Below are 18,578 nucleotides of genomic sequence, written 5' to 3' on the forward strand. Positions count from 1 at the left end.
CTACACCACCTACCCCACCCGCTGACAGGGGGCAAAAGAGAGAGAGCCAGGGGCCGATCGGCCCCCGGCTCTCTTCCTTTTTATTCGACCGCTACTCCTCTTCCCCCTCGGGGAGGGGGTTGACGTGAACGGTGATCTTGTTGATGCGCTGTTCGTCCAGCTGGGTGACGGTGACGTCGAGGTTTTCAAAGGAGAACTGCTCCCCCTGTGCGGGGATGTGCTCCAATCGCTCCAGCACCCAACCGCTGACGCTGCCCGACTCAAAGTCGAAGCGGCTGCTGTCAAAGCCCAGTTTGTCCAGCATGTCGTAGACGTTCAGGTCGCCGTCCACCTCGTAGGTGTGCTCCCCCAGGGGGATGACGGCATAGGTGATCTCCTCGTGCTCGTCCCAGATGTCGCCCACCAGCTCTTCCAGCAGGTCCTCGATGGTGACGATGCCCAGGGTGCCGCCGTACTGGTCGGTGACCACCGCCATGTGCAGCTTCTCCCGCTGCAGTTCGCCCAGCAGCACCGAAATCTTTTTGGTGGGGGGAACGTAGAGGGCCCGCTGCAGGATGTCGGCCACCTGGAAGCGCTGGCCCTTGACCAGGCGCATGATGAACTCCTGCTGGTTGAGGATACCCACGATGTTGTCGATGTTCTTCTCGTACACCGGCAGGCGGGAGTACCGCTCGGCAAAGAAGAGGTCGCGGATGGACTCGATGCTGTCGCCCAGCTCCACCCCCACCACATCCACCCGGGGGGTGAGCACCTCGTTGACGCAGATCTCATCAAATTCCAGGGCGCTCTGCACCAGGTCGCTCTCCTGCTCCTCCAAAACCCCCTCGTCCTGGATCTCGTCGATGATGACCTTCAGCTCCTCCTCGGTCACCGAGGGTTGGCTGGCCGCCTCCCCCATGGGGCCGGCCAGCTTTTTGGACAGGGCCTTTTTCAGCTTGGCAAAGCACCAGACAAAGGGGGAAAAGACCTTCATCAGCACCGAGAGGGCGCTGGCGGAAAACATGGCGAAGCTCTCGGAATACTCGTTGGCCACCGATTTGGGCATCACCTCGCCGAAGATGAGGACCACCACCGTCATCACCAGGGTGGAGACGCCGGCGCCGCTGGGGCCCATCAGCCCGGTGAAGAGCAGGGTGCCGATGGAGGCCGCGGCGATGTTGACGATATTGTTGCCGATGAGGATGGTGGAGATGGCGCTGTCAAACCGGTCGGCGATCTTCAGCGCCCGCGAGGCCTTTTTGTTCCCCTCTTTGGCGAGTTTTTTCAGGCGGATGCGGTTGACGGTGGAAAATGCGGTCTCCGAGGCGGAGAAGTAGGCCGACAGCGCCACCAGCGCCGCCAGCGAGATGATGTAGAGCCATATACTGCCCTCTTCCAAAATTGCACGCTCCTTTTCGCTTGCTGTCTGTGTATCGATTTTGAGTTAGAGGTATCATATCAAAAATGAGGCCGGATGGCAAGGGCAGAGAGTGCACCCAAATAAAAGGCGGCGGCAATTCTTCATAAAAATGCGATGGTTTTTTGCCGCCCCATCCTTTATACTAAAAGAGACCTTCTTCCCCGGGCCCGCTGCCCGGGGAAATCCACGAGAAAGGCGGCCGACACATGAACAAAAAACGGGCCTATCACATCCTCTACCGGGCGCTGCCCAACATGTTGGTGGTGCTCTCCGGCGTGCTGCTCTTCGCCTTCTTTGCCAACTTCAAGGAGATCGCCTCCCTCTTTCGGGCGCTGATCTCCCTGATCTCCCCCTTCATCGCGGCCTTTGCCATCGCCTACATCGCCTCCTCCCCCCTCAATTTGATCGAGCGCCGCTGGCTGCAGAAGATTGAAAAGAAAAACGTCCGCCGGGCGGTGGCGGTGGCCATCGTCTACCTGCTGGGACTGGCCCTGGTGACCCTCTTTATCTCCTTTATCATCCCCCAGATCGTGGAGAGCGTGCGCACCCTCATCAACCAGAGCGGCGACGGCCTCGCCGCCATCGAGACCTTTGTCCGCGACACCCTGGTGCGCTACGACATCGACCCCTCCAAAATCACCGACCTCTTTCAGTCCTGGGAGGGGCTCTGGTCCCAGGCGCTGGACTTCTTGAAGTCCACCCTCCCCCAGCTGTTGAGCGTCTCCATCTCCATCGGCAGCTTTGTCATCAACACCCTGGTGGCGGTGGTGGCCTCGGTCTACCTGCTCTTTTCAAAGGAAAAGTTCTGCTCCCAGACCAAGCGGGTGGTCTACTCCCTCTTCTCCCGCAAGCGCGCCGACCAGTTGGTCTACGTCACCGCCCTGAGCCACCGCACCTTCGGCGGCTTCCTCATCGGCAAGATCAACGACTCCCTCATCATCGGCCTCATCTGCTTTATTGGGACCTCTCTCCTTAAAATCCCCTTTGCCCCCCTGGTGAGCGTCATCGTCGGGGTCACCAACATCATCCCCTTCTTCGGGCCCTTTATCGGGGCGGTGCCCTCGGCCTTCATCATCCTCATTGCCGACCCCATCAAGTGCATCTGGTTCGTGATCTTCGTCATCGCCCTGCAGCAGTTTGACGGCAACTTCCTGGGGCCGAAGATTCTCGGCCAGTCCACCGGCCTCTCGGCCTTCTGGGTGATGGTGGCCATCGTCATCGGCGGCGGCCTGATGGGTCCCTTAGGGATGATCGTCGGGGTGCCCGCCTTTTCGGTCATCTACACCCTCTTCAAGGTCTTTATCCGCGGGCGGCTGCAGGAGAAGGGGATGCCCCTGGACCCCAACGACTACAAGGTCCCCGGCCCCATCGCCCCCCTCCCCCCGCAGGAGGACGAGGGCCCCGCCTAAAAATCCACAAAAAGAGCGCCCGGCCCATCGGCCGCGGCGCTTTTTTTAACGGGAGAGAGGGTCAATCCAAGTCGAACCGGGTCAGGTTGAGGCCGGTCTCCGGGTCGGCAAAGCGGCCGATGACCCCGGGCAGCTTGCGGACAAACAGCTCGCTGGTGGCGCTGATGACCGCCCAGTTCAGGTGGCCGCCCACCGCCTGTCCGCCCGCCTTGGCCAGGGTGATGTGGAGGTGGAGATAGGGCGCATCCGCCCCCTCCTGGCGGGAGATGTTGCCGATGAGGGCGGTGATCTCCATGTCCCCCTTCAACTCGGTGGGGTAGTACTTCTTCTCGGCAATGCTGTACAGGCCGACGGTGGCGTCATCGGCAGCCCCCAGCCCCTGGACGGTGCCGGCCCGGATCCCCTCTTTTTCGCAGAGTTCGGCGATGGACGCCACCACCTCTTCACCCCGCTCCAGGCGGACGGCATAGGTGTCTCCATACAGTTTGTAAATCACAGAAATTCCTCCTTTTTCAGCGCAGGGCGCGCATCTCTTCTCACAGGTCGAGCACCGAACCCGAGGCCAGGGCCCGGCTCCGGGGGCAGCCCGCGGCAAACCGGGCCAGCCCCTCCTCCCCGGTGCAGTGGCAGACCCCCACAAAGGAGATGCCGCTGGCGGCGAACCACTCGACCGTCTGCCGGGCCCGCTCCTCGTCGCAGGCCACCAGGTGGGTGCCCCCCACAAAGGCCCTGACCGGCTTGCCCAACCGGCGGCGGGCGCTCTCGCAGATGTTTACCGGCCCGCAGTGGCTGCAGCCGGAGAGGACCACCAGCCCCTCCCCGTCGTCTATGGCCAGGGCCATCTCCTCCCGGAAGTCGTCGGTGCGGTACTCCCCGCCGAGCATCATCAGGGCGGTGGGGTCGGGCTGCTCAAAGGGGCAGACCCGCTCGAACCCCGAGAGCAGGTAGATGGGCGCGCCCTCAAAGAGGGAGTGGACCGCCCGGCTGACCATGGCGCAGGGGACCTTCTTCTCGTTGATCCACTCCTGCCCGAAGGCGTTGCCCACATAGTAGTAGGACACCTCCTGGTCCCAGTACTTGGGGATGAAGAAGTAGCGGTGGATGTAGAGGGGCGCCTCGGGCGCCGGACAGTCCTCCCGCCAGGCCAAAAATCCCCGGGAGTGGTCAAAGTGGGCGTGGCTGAGCACCACCGCCTCGGTCTGGGAGAGGTCCACCCCCATGGCGCGGGCGTTTTGCAGAAAGGCGCCGCTGTCCCCGGTGTCAAAGAGGATGCGGTGCCCCCCTGCCTCCACAAAGGCAGAAAAGCCGTTTTCGCACTGCAGCTGGGGGGACAGGGTTCGGTTTTCGATCAGGACGGACAGTTTGACAGACACAGGCGTCTCCTCCTCTTGGGGGCGGGGCGGCCGTTCGGCCTCCCCCTCACCCCTCTTTGCGGGCCACCAGGGCATCCCGGCGGATGGCCTGGTCCACCCGGTGGCAGAAACTGTCGTAGGGCGGGTCCCGCAGCACGGTGAACCCGGCGGCCTCCACCAACCCCTCCAGCTGCGGGCGGGGGAGGACAAAGGTGTTCCAGGACAGGGCCATTGCCCCGCCGGGCTTGAGCACCCGGCGCCAGCCGGGCAGGCAGGCCCGCAGCAGTTCGCTGGGGTTGCGGGTGGGGTTTCCCCGCCCCTGCGGGCGGCCGCCGGCCTGGTTGCCGTGGGCCACCCCGTAGGGCAGGTCGCCCACCAACAGGTGGAAGTGGTTTTTGGGGAAATAGCGGTCGGTGTAGGCCGAGTCCCCGGCAATCAGGGTCACCGAGCGGCGGGCGGCGGGGTCGCCGTACTCCTCCTTGCTGCGCGCCAGCTCAAATCGCTGGCGCTGGGCGGTAAAGGAGCGGTTCGGCCCGGAGAGGCGGTCTTTTTGCAGGGTGTGCTTGCAGCGGGCCTGTTCCAGGTACTTCTTCAGGTAGCCGCCGCACTCCTGCACCGACTTGGGCGAGATCTCCACCCCGGCGGCGCTGTACCCCAGCCGCAGCGCCTCAAAGAGGGTGGTGCCCCGGCCCGCCACCGGGTCCAGCAGGGTCAGCCCCCCCTGCCCGGCAAAGGCGCTGGAACTGGCGGCCAGGTTGATGAGAAAGCGGGTAAAGAGCTCGTTTGTCTTGCCCGGGTATTTGAGGATGGTGCTGATCTCCTCCCCAAAATAGGAGGTGCCCGGCCGATCGAGGACCCGCAGGGACCCGTTCTCGCCGGCAAAGACGGCATAGCAAAAGGAGAGGTCAAAAAGCCGCTCCAACTCCCCTTCCCCGAGGGGGTCCTCGCTCTCCAACACCAGGGCGGGGGCGCCCCCCAGCTCCTCCGGCTCGGGGGGGCTGCAGGGGCTGGCAAACGAGCGGACGGCGAGGGCCAGTTCCCCCAGGCAGAGGGCGGTGGACTCCTTTAAATAGACCCGGTTGTGGCCGGGGTTTCGCAGCAGGTGGTAGCGCATGGCGGTCTCCTTTTTGCCGGGCCGGGACGGCCCGCTTGTTTCGCCTTTCAGTATAGCACGTTTTTCCCGCCCTGTCATGGCCGGCGGGCGGGCGCAAAAGAGCCCCCGAGGGGCGGAAAACCGCAGCCTTGGGGGCTCACACCCGCTTTTAGCGGCAGGCGAAGTGGCGATTTACAGGGTGTTGTAGATCTCGACGAGTTTGTTCCAGGTATCGCGGCCGACCGCGCCGTCGACGTTGAGGCCGAACTCCTGCTGGAAGATGCGCACCGAGTAGTCGGTGGTGGTGCCGAAGACCCCGTCTACCTGCTCGCGCTGGACGTTGGGGAACTTCTCGGCGATGTTGCTCAAATAGAGCTGGATGTCCCGCACCGGGCTGCCGGAACTGCCCTGGCGGTAGACGCTGCCGGGCCAGGGTTTGGCCACCGGGTGGACCGACTCGACGCAGAGCTTGCGGCAGAAGGCGAACCAGGTGGCAGCGCCCACCTTGCCGTCCGCAGCCAGGCCGACGGCCCGCTGGAAGGCGGCCACCGAGCGCTCGGTGGCGGAGCCGAAGACCCCGTCCACCGTCACTGCGGGGATGGTGGGAAGGCTGGTTTTGATGGCATTGAGGTAGTACTGGATATTGCTGACCACACTGCCGGAGGAGCCCATGCCGATCACATAGCCGGGATAGGGTTTGCAGACACAACTAGACATAGTCAATTCACCTCTGTTATATATTGAGAGCGCCCGCCGGCCCGAGGGCCGGGCAGGGTGCTACACGGTGGCGTAAACCTGGCACATGCGCGTCCAGGTGGCCTGGCCCACCGTCCCGTCGACGGTGAGGCCAAAGAGCTGCTGGAAGGTGCGCACCGACGCCTCGGTGGCGGCGCCGAAGATGCCGTCCACCGTTACGCGGCCCACCTGGGGGTAGTTGAGGGCGATGACGTTGAGCATAAACTGAATGTTGCGCACCGCATTGCCGGTGCTGCCCCTGCGGTAGACCCCGCCGGGATAGGGCGGGCAGGGCGGTTTGACCGGCAGGTTGCAAAACTGGTTGCAGACCTCCGCCCAGGTGGCGGGGCCGACGATGCCGTCCACGCTCAGGCCGAAGAGCTGCTGAAAGACCCGCACGGCCTGGGTGGTGCCGGAACCGAAGATGCCGTCCACCGCCAACTGGGGGATCAGGGTGTTGACCACCCCGATGGCGTTGAGGTAGAACTGCAGGTCGCTGACGCTGGTGCCGGTGGAGCCCTGCCGCAGCGGGGTGCCGGGGTAGGGCTTGCAGCCGCAGCCGCCGTTGGGCACGTCGGGCTCCACCTGCTTGTAGATGTCGATCATCTGCTGCCAGGTGGCATTGCCCACGATTCCGTCGGGGATGAGGCCGAAATAGCTCTGGAAGGACTTCACCGCGTTTTTGGTGATGGGCCCAAAGATGCCGTCCATATCCACGTTGGGGATCTCGGCAAAGAACTGGGAGGCCACCCGCAGCATATACTGCACGGCCTGCACGCCGACGCCGGTATCCCCCTCTTTGAGGACCGAGGCGGGCGGGGTGTCGGGCACATCCACATCTTCGCCCTCGCTGCCCAGTTCGGCCAGCTTCTTCACCGCCACGTAGATATAGGAGATCTCATACCAGGTCCCCTTGCCCACGATCCCGTCCTGGGTGAGCTTAAAGCTCTTTTGGAAGGCCTTGACCGCCGCCTCGGTGGAGGGGCCAAAGACCCCGTCCACCGGGTTGATCAGGGGGATGGAGGGGAAGTTGCGGCGGATGCGGTTGAGCTGGTTTTGGATGATGGCCACGTTGGTGCCGGTGGAGCCCACCCGCAGCGGGGTGCCGGGGTAGGACTGGGGGATGTCGCGGATGTTGTTGGACTCGTAAAGGGCCACCCCGCTGCCGTAGTAGTAGCGCAGGATCTGGATGGGGCTGTACCCCTGGTTGGCCAGGTTCACGGTGCCCCACTGCTTGAGGCCGGGGCAGTTGGTGACCTGCCGGCCGTCGCAGTACTCGGCGTAGAAGGGCTCTTCCCGGTTGTTTTTGCGGATGTAGACGTTGAAGATTTCATCCACGATCTTGCTGATGTTGTCGAAGATGTTGCGGTTTTTCACAAAGTACTGGTCGTACTGGGTGGAGTTGGTGATTTGAAAGTTGTAGCCCTTGCTGCGGTACCACTCGGTGTAGACCCGGTTGAGGGCCAGGGAGATCTGGCAGTAGATGTTGGCCCGAAGGGCGTTTTCCGGCCAGGTGGGGTAGATCTCGCTGGAGGCCACGTTTTTGATGTAGTACTTGAAGGGCACCGTCAGGTTTTCGGCCGAGGAGTTGTTGGGCCGACCCAGGTGGACGGTGATGTTGGTGGGGATGACCGGCACCTGCAGGATGCGGTTTTCCACATTTTTCTCCGCCGGGGCGGTGGAGAAGCAGGGGCATTCACAGGTCAGGTGGTGCTGGGGGACGGTGCTCACCTGCCGGGGGCCGGTGTAGTTGTCGGTGGCGTCGGGGATCATCTCGATCACCTGCACGGCCAGGGTGTCGGCGAAAATCTGGATGTCCCGCACCTCGGCGGGAACGTATCCCTCCTTGCGAAACTGCACGTCGTAGACCTCGTAGGGAAAGCCCTCGTAGCCGGGGTCGAGGGAGAGGGCCTTATCAGGCGCCTCCAGGTCGATGGCAGGGGTGTTTCCGTCCTCGTCGGTGATCAGTGTCTGGTCGTAGACCACCTGTCCCTCGGACACCTTGGTGATCACCACCTGGACGGCCTCCACCGGCAGCGCCTGCTGCGCCGTTGAGACGGAAAAGCTCAGTTGTCCAGTAGCCAAATGGGGTTCCTCCTTTTGCGGTGGAAGTTTGGGGAGCGGGCGCGCGGCCTGCGCCGGTTTCACACGCACACCAGCTTATTCCCCCGCCCCGCGAAAGGTGTCTGCCGTCCCCCCTCCAAAAAACGCCTTTGCGCTGGGGCGGAAAACACAGTATAATAGAGGAAAACAAGCGCGCGGCCAGACAGGGCGGCGGAGAAACGGAGAGGATACGGCCATGATTGTATTGGAACGCACTGCGGTGATGAACTGGGAAAACGCCATGCGGGGCGCCCGCAACCCCATGAACAGCTGGGCGCGCGGCGACAGCAGCTACGGCGAGGACGGGAGCTACCAACTGGGGGAGAACGACCTCTCCCTGGCGCTGCGGCTCTGCCGGTCGGGCAGCGACCACCGCAAGTTTATCCGCCAAATTTTTGTCTCGGTGGACATCACCGCCCCCCTCTACTGGTGGAAGGAGTTCGACACCTACAAGGTGGGCACGGTGGCCAACTCCACCTCCACCATGCACAAGATCCACGCCAAGCCCTTCTCGCGGGAGGATTTCAGCTGCGACCGGATGGACGAGCGCACCCTGTCCTGCCTGGACGGGGTCATTGCCCTGCTGGAACAGCTGCGGCAGGACTATCTGGCGGACAAGGACAAGACCTGCTGGTACTCGATGATCCAGCTGCTGCCCGAGAGCTACAACCAGCTGCGCACCGTGACCCTCAACTACGAAAACCTGGTGGGGATGTACTTTGCCCGCCGGACCCACAAACTGGACGAGTGGCATCTCCTCTGCGACTGGGTCAAGACCCTGCCCTATATGGCCGACATCCTGCGGGTCATCGAAGAGGGGTAAAAATACCGCCTGACAGAAGGAGGAGAGGGTCCGTGACTCATCTGCAAAAAGCGGTGCGGGCGACCGCCCTCCTGACAGCGGCGGTCCTCGCGCTGACCGGTTGCGGGGCCAAGGGCGAGAGGCCGTCCGAGGGCGAAGGGGAAAACGTCGCCACACCCCCCGCCTTCGCCGCGCCGTACCCCTACTGCGACGACAAGTACCAAAATCGGCTGGCCGTCTCCGGCGAGGACGGGACGGTCTACTTTCAGGGGCGGCAGGCCGTCTACCGCGCCGACAGCGACGGGTCTGTCTCCCCTCTGGTGACAGAGGATGACCCCATTCGCAACCTCCACCTCTACTGCGGCGCCCTCTATTACGATGTCATTCACGGCACAGACCCCTTTTCCTACACCCGCTCCTCCTATCGGTTCGATCTACAATCCGGCCAAAAGAACGAACTGCCGTTCACGGTAGAGCTCTGCCGGCTGATAGGCACCACCCTCTACACCCTGCAACCCGACGACGGACGGGATTTTGGCTCGGGCGAACACCTGGAAAAATACGACCTCTCCGACCCCGCGACTGGCCCGGTGTCCCTGCCGGTGGAAGAGGACGAGCTGCCGCCCCTTGGCGGCCTCTCCGCCCTGCCCCAACCCTTTCAGCGGGAGGAAGGCATCTACTTCACCGTCAAATCCAATGAGGAGGACGCAAAGCACCCCTCCCTCGAGGTGTACCTACAGCGGCCCAGCGATGCCGAAAGCCGTACCCTTGCCGCCTCCATTGCCGATTCCCGCGCAGTGACCGGCACCCCGCTGGTCACCCACCGCGGCTGCGTCTACATCCGCCAGTCCCACTCCGGGCCGGAGGGGGGAGCAGCCGAGGGCAGCCTCTGTCTCGCCCCCTTTGACGGTCAGCCGGAGCAGGTCCTGTGCACCTTTGCAGGGGGAAGCAGTGTCACCCCCCTCAACTGGGACGAGCACTGGGTCTACCTGGAGGTCTCCGGCCACCTGTCCCGCCTCTCTTTCGACGGCGCCCAGTGGCAGGAGTATGAGGAGATCGCCCTGTCCGTCCACTCCCCGGCCGTCAGCATCGCCGGCGGTTGGGGGTACTGCTTCGACACGGCCGCCGGGGCCTATATCCGCTTCTCTCTAGACGACCCCCGCGTTCGGCAGGCAGAGCCCTTTGCCCTCTAAACACCCTCTCACAGCGCAAAAGATCCGGGAGCCCCCTTTACGGGGCTCCCGGATCTTTCTGTTTGCTTTTTAGGAGAGGGCCTTCACCAGCAGGCGGCAGACCTCCTCCACCGCCTCGTCCAGCGGCTGGCACCCCTGCATACAGGGGGCGCAGTCGAGCTGCTGAAAGCCCATGGTGGCGCTGGTGAATACCCGCCAGACATAGGTCCGGTCGATGGGCTGGGGGAAGAGGCCCTCCTCGGCCCCCAGGCAGGCCAGCTGCCAGGCCAGTTCCTCCACCTGGGCGCGGCGGGCCTGCATCTCGCTGGAAAAGGCCTGGGCCATCCCCTTCCAGTCAGGGACGCCGCCGTAGAGGAGGAGCAGTTGAAAGGGCCCCATGGACTGGCGGGCCCCCTCTCCCAGCCGGGTGAGGGCGGCCCGGCACTTATTCAAAAAGCCCTCGGCCCCCTCCACCGCCGCCAGCACCTCGTCCATCTGGCGGAAGAGGTCGTAGAGAACGGTGTGGGAGATGATCTCCTCCTTGGAGGAGAAATAGTTGTAGAGGGTGCCCTTGCCCAGACCGGCCGCCCGGGCGATGTCGTCGGCCTTGAGGGCCCGCAGGTCGGCCCCCTGTAAGGCCAGTTTGCGCACCCCCTCAAAGATGGCGATCTCCTTTTCGCTGTAGGTCACAGCTCTACCTCCTCCCCGCCGGCGGGCATCCGCTCGCCGCCCTTTTTGCGGCGGTGGAACAGGTCATAGAGGATGGGCACCACAAAGAGGGTCAGCAGGGTGGCATAGGCCAGACCGCCGATGGTGACCACCGCCATGGGCTGGAGCATATCGGCCCCGGAGCCGATCCCCAAAGCCAGGGTGCCCAGCCCCAAGATGGTGGTGAGGGCGGTCATGAGGATGGGGCGGACGCGGGTGACGCCGGTCTCCACCAGGGCCTGGCGCAGAGGGGCGCCCTCCAGCCGAAGCTGGTTGACGTAGTCGACAAAGACGATGCCGTTGTTGACCACCACCCCGCAGAGGACCAAAAAGCCCAGCATGGAGATGACGCTGATCTCCATCCCGCAGAGCCAGAGGGCCAGCAGGCCGCCGGTAAAGGCCAGGGGGATGGTGAACATGACGATGAAGGGAGAGAGCAGCGACTGGAACTGGGCCACCATGATGCCGTAGATCAGCACGATGGCGAGCCCCACCATCTTCAGCAGCTCGACAAGGGTGGAGTTGATGGTCTCGGTCTGCCCCACCAATTCCACCGTGTAGCCGGCGGGGGGCTGGTAGCTGTCCAACTTGGACTGCAGCTCCCGGCTCACCAAGCCGATGTTGTGCTCGGCGTCGATCTGGGCGCTGACCGAGAGGGTGCGCACCTGCCCGTCGTGGCGGATGGAGGAGAGCCCCTCCTCCTGGCTGATTTGGGCGATGTCCGAGAGGGGGATGGTGGTCTCCTCCCCGTCCTTGGTGACGGTGAGCAGGTGGTCGCCCAGGGTGGCCCGGCTGAGGGCCGCCTCCGGGTCCTTGACCACTACGATGGGGTAGTCGCCGTCCTCCAGGGAGAGGGTGGTGGCGGTGGTCTCAGACTGGATGGCCGCGGCCACCTCCTGGTAGACCTGGGCCACCGTGAGGCCGTAGCCCATGGCCTTGTTCTTGTCCACGCTCACCCGCAGTTCATAGGCCGGATCTTCCGAGCCGTCCTCCACGTCCTGGGTGCCCTCGGTCCCCTCCATCAGGGCGGCCACTTCCTGGCCCACCCGGCGCAGGGTGCCCAGGTCGTCGCCCTGGATCTGCACCGTGAGGCCCGAGCCGCCCATGGAGGACATATCCCCCATGGAACTCTGGGCGGTGACCTCGCAGGGGAGGCCTTCGGTGGCGTCTTTGATCTGCTGGGCGATGTGGCTGCTGTCCGGCCGTTTCCCCTCGGAGAGGATGACGTACATGCTGACACTGCCGCTGCCGCCGGAACTCATCATCCCGCCGCCCTCCATGGCGCCCACCGTCTCCACCCCGGGCAGATCGCCGACGATGGCGGCAACCCGGTCGCCCATGGCGCGGGTCTCGGCGGTGGTGGTCTCGGGGGGCATCTCCACAGTGACGCTGATTTGGTTGGTGTCGCTCTCGGGGATAAAGGCGGTGCCCATCTGGGTGGCGCCGATGCCGCTGACCACCAGCAGCGCCACCACCCCGCAGAGGACTGCCGCCCGGTGGGAGAGGGCTTTGTCCAGCAGCCGGGCGTACCAGTTCACAAACCGGTCAAAGAGCCGGTGCTTGGTCTGGTCGGGTCTGCGCAACAGCTTGGAGGAGAGGGCCGGCACCAGCGTCAGGGCCACGATCAGGCTGGCCACCAGGGAATAGGCGATGGTGAGGCCCATGTCGGTAAACAGTTCCCGGGAGATGCCCTGGGTAAAGACGATGGGCAGGAAGACGCAGACGGTGGTCAGGGTGGAGGCGGCAATGGCCCCCGCCACCTGGGCCGCGCCCCGCACAGCTGCCTGGGCCGCGCTCATCCCCTCGCCCCGCAGGCGGTAGATATTCTCGATGACCACGATGCTGTTGTCCACCAGCATCCCCACCCCCAGGGCCAGACCGGCCAGGGAGATGATGTTGAGGGTGACGCCCGAGAAGTACATCAGCGCCACCGCAAAGAGCAGGCTGATGGGGATGCTGGCGGCAATGGCCAGGGTCGGGCGGTAGTTGCGCAGGAAGAGGAGGATGATGAGGATGGCCAGCGCCCCGCCCATGAGCAGGTTTTGCAGCACCGACTGCACCACAATGTCGATGTAGACCCCCTGGTCGTTGAGGGCGGTCAGGTGCAGGCCGCTGTGCTCCTCCTGCAGTTGGGCCATGGCCGCGCGGATGTCGGCGGACACCTGGGAGGTGGAGGCGGCGCTCTGCTTTTGGAAGGTGAGGAGGATGCCGTCGTTGCCGTTGATTTTAGCGTACATCTCGTCCCGGTTGTCGGCAAAGGCCACCTCGGCCACGTCCGACAGCTTGATGGTGCCGATGCCCTCCAAATCAATGGTGAAGAGTTCCAGCTCCGCCAGCTCCTCCACACTGGAGAAGGTATCGCCCACCTTGACGGCGTACTTCTCCCCCTTTTCGGTGAGGGAGCCGGCGGGCATGGAGAAGTTCTCCGCCGCCAAGATCCCCTGAATGGTCTGGGGGGTCAGCTTGCCGCTGAGGCCGGCGGTCTGGTAGGCGGCCTTTTCCGCCTCCTCAAACTGGGTGCGGCCCTGGCTCAACTGCTGCGCAGTGGCGTCCAACTTCCCCTGGGCCTGGGCGATCTTCTGGGCAAAGAGCATCTTCCCCGCCTCCAGCTGGCTTTCGGCCGGGGCCAGGGCTTCCAACTTGTCGGCCAGGGGGCCACGCTGGGCCTCCATCTGCCGCAGGCCGCTGTCGGCGGCGGCGATCCCCTCGTCCAACTTGGTCACCGCCTCGCCCAACAGCTGGGCCAGCTGTCCGCTCTGCTGGCCGAGGGCGGCCAACAGGACCTGCGCCTCCTGCTGGGTGAGAACGCCGGCGTCCTGCAGCCGCTGCACCAGGGCGGTCAGGGTCGCCTCCGCCTCCGGGCCCGCCTGCTGCCCCCCGTCGAGGAAGGCCTGCAGGCTCTGCCGCAGGGTGGAGAGCTGCTCCCTCTGGGCCTTGGTCTGGGCGATGGTGGTGTCCAGATAGGTCAGCCCCTGGGTCAGCTGGGCCTTGCCGTCGGAGAGCTGGGCGGCGCTGTCGGCCAACTGCTTGGCCTGGGCTTCACTCTCGCTGTCCAGCTTTTCCTGGGCGGCCTTGATCTGGGCCTCCCCCTGGTTCAGCTGGGCCTTGGTCTGGGCCAACTTGGCGTCGATCTGGGCCAGCATCTTGTCGTTGAGGGCGTCGATCTTCTGCTGGTCGAGGGTGACCTGGATCTCCTTTTCCAGCACGCCGGTGGCGCTGACCGAGGCCACCCCGCCCACCCGCTCCATCGCCGGGAGAACGGTCTCGTTCACCAGTTGGGAGAGGGCCTCGGCGTCCTGCCCGTCGGCGTCTACCGCGGCGATCATCACCGGCAGCATGTCGGGGTTGATTTTCATCAGGGTGGGGGTGCTCACCCCGTCGGCCAGCTGACCCTTGACCAGGTCCACCTTGCCGCTGAGGTCGATCATGGCGCTGTCCATGTTGGTGCCGTCGGCAAACTGCAGGATCACCATGCTGGTGTTCTCGCTGGAGATGCTCTGCACCTCTTTGATGCCGCTGGTGGTGGAAAGTCCCTTCTCCAGGGGCTTGGTCACCGCCTGCTCCACCTTCTCCGGGCTGGCCCCGGGGTAGGCGGTGATCACCGCCACGTAGGGCAGGTCCAGGCTGGGAAGCAGGTCGGTCTGCATGTTGGTGAAGGAGATGACCCCCATCAACATCACCAAAATGACCGCCACAAAGACAGTCAGCGGTTTTTTGACACTGAATTTGGAAAGCATACGCGCGCTCCTTTCGGGCTGTGGCGCTCTGCCGCAGGGGTGGGGGTCCGGCGCAAACTTGCAGGCGGCGCGCCGGGCAAAGGCCCCAGGGGCAGAACAGGTGACTGACCGGTCAGTCACCTGTCTATTGTACGAGCCTCCCCCCTTCCCGTCAATTGATTTTCCAGACAAAAAGGCGCTTTTCTAAAAAGTTTACAAACGGTTCCCCTTCCAGCGCAAAAAAGCGTCCCCCTGCAAGCGGATGCAGGGGGACGCCTGATAAAGGTTTTAGAGAAAAGGGGTCACTCCCCCGCCGCCTCGGTGTGGCTGCCCACCCGACGGGTGAGGCCCATCAGCAGGAAGGTGCCCACCATCCCCGCCACCGGGATGCACATGGCCGAGAGGAAGCTGACCCGCTGGGCCAGCTGGCCGGCCAGGGCGTTAAAGAGCATCCCCCCGATGGAGGAGGCCAGCCCCGCGTAGGAGATGGCGGTGGCCGAAAACTGGGGGAAATAGCTGCAGGCCATGATGATCTGCACCGTGTAGATGGCGCCGATCAGCAGCCCCAGCAGGAAACTCACCACCGGCCAGAGGAGCTTCTGGTCGATGGCCAGCCCCGCCCCCAGCACCAGCGCCCCCAAAAAGGTCATGGTGATGATGTACTTGCGGGGGGAGAGGGCGCGCAGGATGGCGCCGTTGAGCACCCGGCTGATGATCATCCCCACCGAGTAGCAGGCCATGATGGTGGAGCAGAAGGACACCGGGTAGAGCAGGGCGTCTTTGTTGTTGAGGTAGGTGGGCAGCCAGGTGTTGAAGACCTGGGTGGCCGCCGAGAAGATGGCCATCCCGCAGAGGACCAGCATCTGGGGGGAGGTGACGATCTTTTTGTAGGGGATCTTCACCCGCACCCCCGCCTCGTCCACCCCGGAGACGGCGGGTTCGGGCCGCTTGATGACGGCCATGGTGACAAAGTAGGCCAGGGCCAGAAAGACCACCACCAGACCGAAGGTGGTGTAGGCGGTGTTCCACTCAAAGCCCATCTTGAAGAGGGTGCCGATGAAGACCGGCCCCAGCACCGAGCCCAGCCCGAAGAAGGCGTGGAGGATGCTGATGTACTTGGCCCGCTCGTCCCCGAACAGGTCGGAGATGTAGGCCGCACAGGCGTTGTCCAGCACGCCGGAGACGGTGCCCAGCAAAAAGAGGGCCACCAGCAGCAGCACAAAGGGGGGCGCCATGCCGATGCAGACCAAAAAGCCGCCCATCAGCAAGAACATCAGCCCCAGGGCCTTGTTTTTGTCCAGTCGGTCCACCACCAACACGGTGAGGGCGGTGGCCAGGATCATGCCGGCGCTCTGGAAGATGGAAAAGAGGGACGCCTGGTCAAAGGTCAGTTCGTACCCCTCGATGATGCGGGGCATGGCGTTGCTGAACAGCCCACTGGAAAGGGCGAAGGCCGCCATGAAGGTGATGACGTAGATGGCCGCGATGGTGCGGCGCTTTTTGTTGCTCACGGATTCGTTCAACTCCTACTCTCTCCCGCCGGCAGAGGGCGCGGCGGGGTGGCCCACGGCAGAGGCCGCGGGAAAACAGGGCTTACTGCGCAGCCTGGGGCTCATCCCCCTCGCCGCTGTCGGCGCGCTCCACGACGCGCTTGGTGGTGAAGAGCACCAGGAAGGTGATGAGCAGCGCGACCACCGGGATGCACATGGCCGCCAGGAAGTTGACCTTCTGGGCCACCTGCCCGGCCAGGGCGTTGAAGCACATCCCGCCGATGGCGGAGGAAAAGCCGGTGAAGGCGGTGGCCGAAGCGGAAAAGCGGGGGAAGTACTCACAGGCCATGACAAACTGGGCGGTGTAGATGGCGCCGGTGAGCAGCCCCAGCAAAAAGCCCACCACCGGCCAGAGGTATTTCTGGTCCAGCAGCAGTCCTGCCACCAGCACGCCGGAGGAGCAGATGCTCACCAGGGTGATGTAGTTGCGGGCGGAGATGAACTTGGAGATGTAGCCGTTGATGAGCCGGCTGACGATCATCCCCACCGAGAAGCAGGCCACCACTGTGGAGCAAAAGGAGATGGGGAACAGGTCGGGGTTTTTGTTGTTCAGATAGGTGGGCAGCCAGGTGTTGTACACCTGAAAGCCGGCGTAGAGAAAGCTCACCGCGCAGAGGGAGAGCATCTTGGGGGAGCGCAGCATCTTTTTGTAGGGGGTCTTCAGCCGCTTGCCCGAGTCGTCGATGTTCTGCACCTCAGGGACGGGGCGCTTGATGACCATCATGGTCAGGAAGTAGGCCACCGAGATGAAGATGATCACCAGGCCCAGGGTGGTATAGGCGTTGTTCCAGACAAAGCCCATCCGGGTGAGCTGGCCGATGAAGAGGGGGCCCATCAGGGAGCCCAGGCCGAAAAAGGCGTGGAGGATGCTGATATAGCGGGCCCGCTGGTCGCCGTAGAGGTCGGACATATAGGAGGAACAGGCGTTGTTGACCACGTTGGAGACAATGCCCATGAGGACAAAGAGCATCAGGATCAAGACGAAGGGGGGCACCGAGCCGATGCAGAAGAGGAAACCGCCCATCAGCAGGAACATGACACCCAGCATCTTGTTCTTGTCCAGTTTGTCCACCACCAGGGCGGTGAAGCAGTTGGCCAGCAGCATCCCCCCGCTTTGGAAAACGGAGAAGAGGGAGGCCTGTTCCAGGGACAGGTTGTAGGTCTCAATGATTTTGGGGAGGGCGGTGCTGAACATCCCGCCGGACAGGGCAAAAGCCATCATAAAGACGATGACAAAGACCGCCGTCACACTCCTTCTCTTTTGATTGGTCACGTGCAATACAACTCCTCACCGGTTGCGCAATCGATTGCACAACTTTCATTGTTTTTATCTTGTCAACTTTATCACTCTGCCCTTCCCTTTGTCAATACATATTTTCACAAAAAATCCTCTTTCTTTCCGACCAATATGCCGATTTTCTCGCGCATTTGCAAAAAACGCGCCCTGCCCTCTTGACAGGAAATGCAAAACGAGAGTATCCTTTGAACAGAATGCAACTGATTGCACAAATGTGCAACTGTTTCGAGAGAAAGGAGGAGTGCTCGTGGCAACCTTAAAAGAGGTGGCCAAGCTGGCGGGGGTCAACATCTCCACCGCCTCTCGCGCCCTCAACGATTCCCCCAGCATTTCCGCGGCGACCAAGGTCCGGGTGCGCCAGGCAGCCGAGGAGCTGGGGTACCGCCCCAACCTCAGCGCGCGGGCCCTCTCCGGCAAGGGGACCGGCGCCATCGCCCTGGTGGTCTCGGACATCATGTCCCCGGTCTGGAACATCCTGGCCGGCGGGGCCTGCGACGCCGCCAGCGCCGCCTCGGTGCCGGCGCTCCTCTACTGTGCGGAGACAGACGCCGACTACCTGGACCGGGTGCTCCCCGAAATGATCTCCACCGGGGCCGCGGGGGCGGTCTTGGGCCTCCACCTGAGTGAGGAGGCCCAGCGCAAGACCGAGGCCAGCGGCCTGCCCGCCGTGCTGGCCGAGTGTTTCCCCCTGGCCGGACTCCCCGCAGTCTACTCCAGCCGCTACGACGCGGCGCGGGAGGCGGCGGCCTACCTGCAGCAAAAGGGGGCCAAGACGGTGGTGCTGGTCACCGTCCCCGGGTTTGACATGGCCTACAACAAGGGCTGTGCCGACGCCCTAAAGGACACCGGGGCCCGGCTGCGGGTCCTCACCGGCCCCAACACCTACCAGGCCGGATTTGCCCTGGGCTACTCCCTGGCCGACGAGCTGTATGGCCCCACCGGCATCGTCGCCGTCTGCGACGGGCAGGCGCTGGGGGTACAGCACGCCCTGCAAAACCGGGGAGTGCGGGTGCCACAGGACTGCGCCATCCTCTCCCTGGAGGACAGCGTCCTGGCCACCGCCACCTATCCCGGGCTGACCACCATGTCCAAGCCCCTGTACCGCATCGGCGCCAAGGCCGCCGAAAAGCTGCTGCTAAAAATCAAGGGACAGCCGGTGGAGAGCGAGTGTCTCCGCCACACCCTGACGGTGCGCAAGAGCACCTTGTAACGGAGGCATCGCCCCGACTGCCGGCAAAAACG

The 18,578-nt window shown here is 63.8% G+C and carries 14 protein-coding genes; 4 read left to right on the top strand and 10 right to left on the bottom strand.

Going from position 1 to position 18,578, the window contains the following annotated elements; translation table 11 throughout:
* Positions 1-91: 91 nt before the first annotated feature.
* A complete protein-coding gene (locus tag GT748_RS13490) occupies positions 92-1,378 on the bottom strand; it encodes an HlyC/CorC family transporter (protein WP_021660290.1) in 1,287 nt (428 codons plus the stop codon).
* Positions 1,379-1,605: 227 nt separating this feature from the next.
* On the opposite strand from GT748_RS13490, the gene GT748_RS13495 reads away from it, so the two are divergent.
* Positions 1,606-2,808: an AI-2E family transporter gene (locus GT748_RS13495; RefSeq protein ID WP_021660291.1), complete on the top strand. Its 1,203-nt coding sequence runs from the start codon at positions 1,606-1,608 to the stop codon at positions 2,806-2,808.
* Positions 2,809-2,869: 61 nt separating this feature from the next.
* Here the strand turns inward: GT748_RS13495 and GT748_RS13500 are convergent, their stop codons facing one another.
* From GT748_RS13500 to GT748_RS13520, 5 genes are all read right to left on the bottom strand, one after another.
* Positions 2,870-3,304: a PPC domain-containing DNA-binding protein gene (locus GT748_RS13500; RefSeq protein WP_021660292.1), complete on the bottom strand. Its 435-nt coding sequence runs from the start codon at positions 3,302-3,304 to the stop codon at positions 2,870-2,872.
* Between the two features lie 40 nt (positions 3,305-3,344).
* A complete protein-coding gene (locus tag GT748_RS13505; RefSeq protein WP_044992984.1) occupies positions 3,345-4,181 on the bottom strand; it encodes an MBL fold metallo-hydrolase in 837 nt (278 codons plus the stop codon).
* A 46-nt stretch (positions 4,182-4,227) separates the two neighbouring features.
* A complete protein-coding gene (locus GT748_RS13510) occupies positions 4,228-5,274 on the bottom strand; it encodes a TRM11 family SAM-dependent methyltransferase (protein WP_052537684.1) in 1,047 nt (348 codons plus the stop codon).
* 171 nt (positions 5,275-5,445) lie between these two features.
* Positions 5,446-5,970: a peptidoglycan-binding domain-containing protein gene (locus GT748_RS13515; protein WP_052537685.1), complete on the bottom strand. Its 525-nt coding sequence runs from the start codon at positions 5,968-5,970 to the stop codon at positions 5,446-5,448.
* Between the two features lie 60 nt (positions 5,971-6,030).
* Complete coding sequence (locus GT748_RS13520) at positions 6,031-8,073, bottom strand: peptidoglycan-binding domain-containing protein (RefSeq protein WP_161213603.1); 2,043 nt, start codon at positions 8,071-8,073, stop codon at positions 6,031-6,033.
* Between the two features lie 214 nt (positions 8,074-8,287).
* On the opposite strand from GT748_RS13520, the gene GT748_RS13525 reads away from it, so the two are divergent.
* Both GT748_RS13525 and GT748_RS13530 read left to right on the top strand, forming a co-directional pair.
* Positions 8,288-8,914: a hypothetical protein gene (locus GT748_RS13525; RefSeq protein WP_021660298.1), complete on the top strand. Its 627-nt coding sequence runs from the start codon at positions 8,288-8,290 to the stop codon at positions 8,912-8,914.
* Between the two features lie 32 nt (positions 8,915-8,946).
* Entirely contained in the window at positions 8,947-10,086 is a 1,140-nt protein-coding gene (locus GT748_RS13530; RefSeq protein ID WP_044992986.1) for a hypothetical protein, read from the top strand.
* A 69-nt stretch (positions 10,087-10,155) separates the two neighbouring features.
* On the opposite strand, the gene GT748_RS13535 is transcribed toward GT748_RS13530, so the two are convergent.
* The 4 genes from GT748_RS13535 to GT748_RS13550 all read right to left on the bottom strand — a co-directional run bounded on the left by GT748_RS13535 (position 10,156) and on the right by GT748_RS13550 (position 17,312).
* Positions 10,156-10,755 (bottom strand): TetR/AcrR family transcriptional regulator, encoded by a 600-nt coding sequence (locus GT748_RS13535; RefSeq protein WP_021660300.1) that lies wholly within the window; start codon positions 10,753-10,755, stop codon positions 10,156-10,158.
* Complete coding sequence (locus tag GT748_RS13540; protein ID WP_021660301.1) at positions 10,752-14,510, bottom strand: efflux RND transporter permease subunit; 3,759 nt, start codon at positions 14,508-14,510, stop codon at positions 10,752-10,754. The genes GT748_RS13535 and GT748_RS13540 overlap by 4 nt, the downstream gene beginning before the upstream one ends.
* Before the next feature lie 281 nt (positions 14,511-14,791).
* A complete protein-coding gene (locus GT748_RS13545) occupies positions 14,792-16,012 on the bottom strand; it encodes an MFS transporter (protein WP_021660302.1) in 1,221 nt (406 codons plus the stop codon).
* Between the two features lie 70 nt (positions 16,013-16,082).
* Positions 16,083-17,312, bottom strand: a complete 1,230-nt coding sequence (locus tag GT748_RS13550; RefSeq protein ID WP_143161669.1) for an MFS transporter — start codon at positions 17,310-17,312, stop codon at positions 16,083-16,085.
* Positions 17,313-17,583: 271 nt separating this feature from the next.
* Between GT748_RS13550 and GT748_RS13555 the strand changes: the two genes are divergently transcribed.
* The gene (locus GT748_RS13555) at positions 17,584-18,546 is read left to right on the top strand and encodes a LacI family DNA-binding transcriptional regulator (RefSeq protein WP_044992987.1); all 963 of its coding nucleotides are present in this window, start codon (positions 17,584-17,586) and stop codon (positions 18,544-18,546) included.
* Positions 18,547-18,578: the final 32 nt, after the last annotated feature.

This window comes from Bittarella massiliensis (ex Durand et al. 2017), from assembly GCF_009876955.1.
GTDB classification, from domain to species: Bacteria; Bacillota; Clostridia; order Oscillospirales; family Ruminococcaceae; genus Bittarella; species Bittarella massiliensis.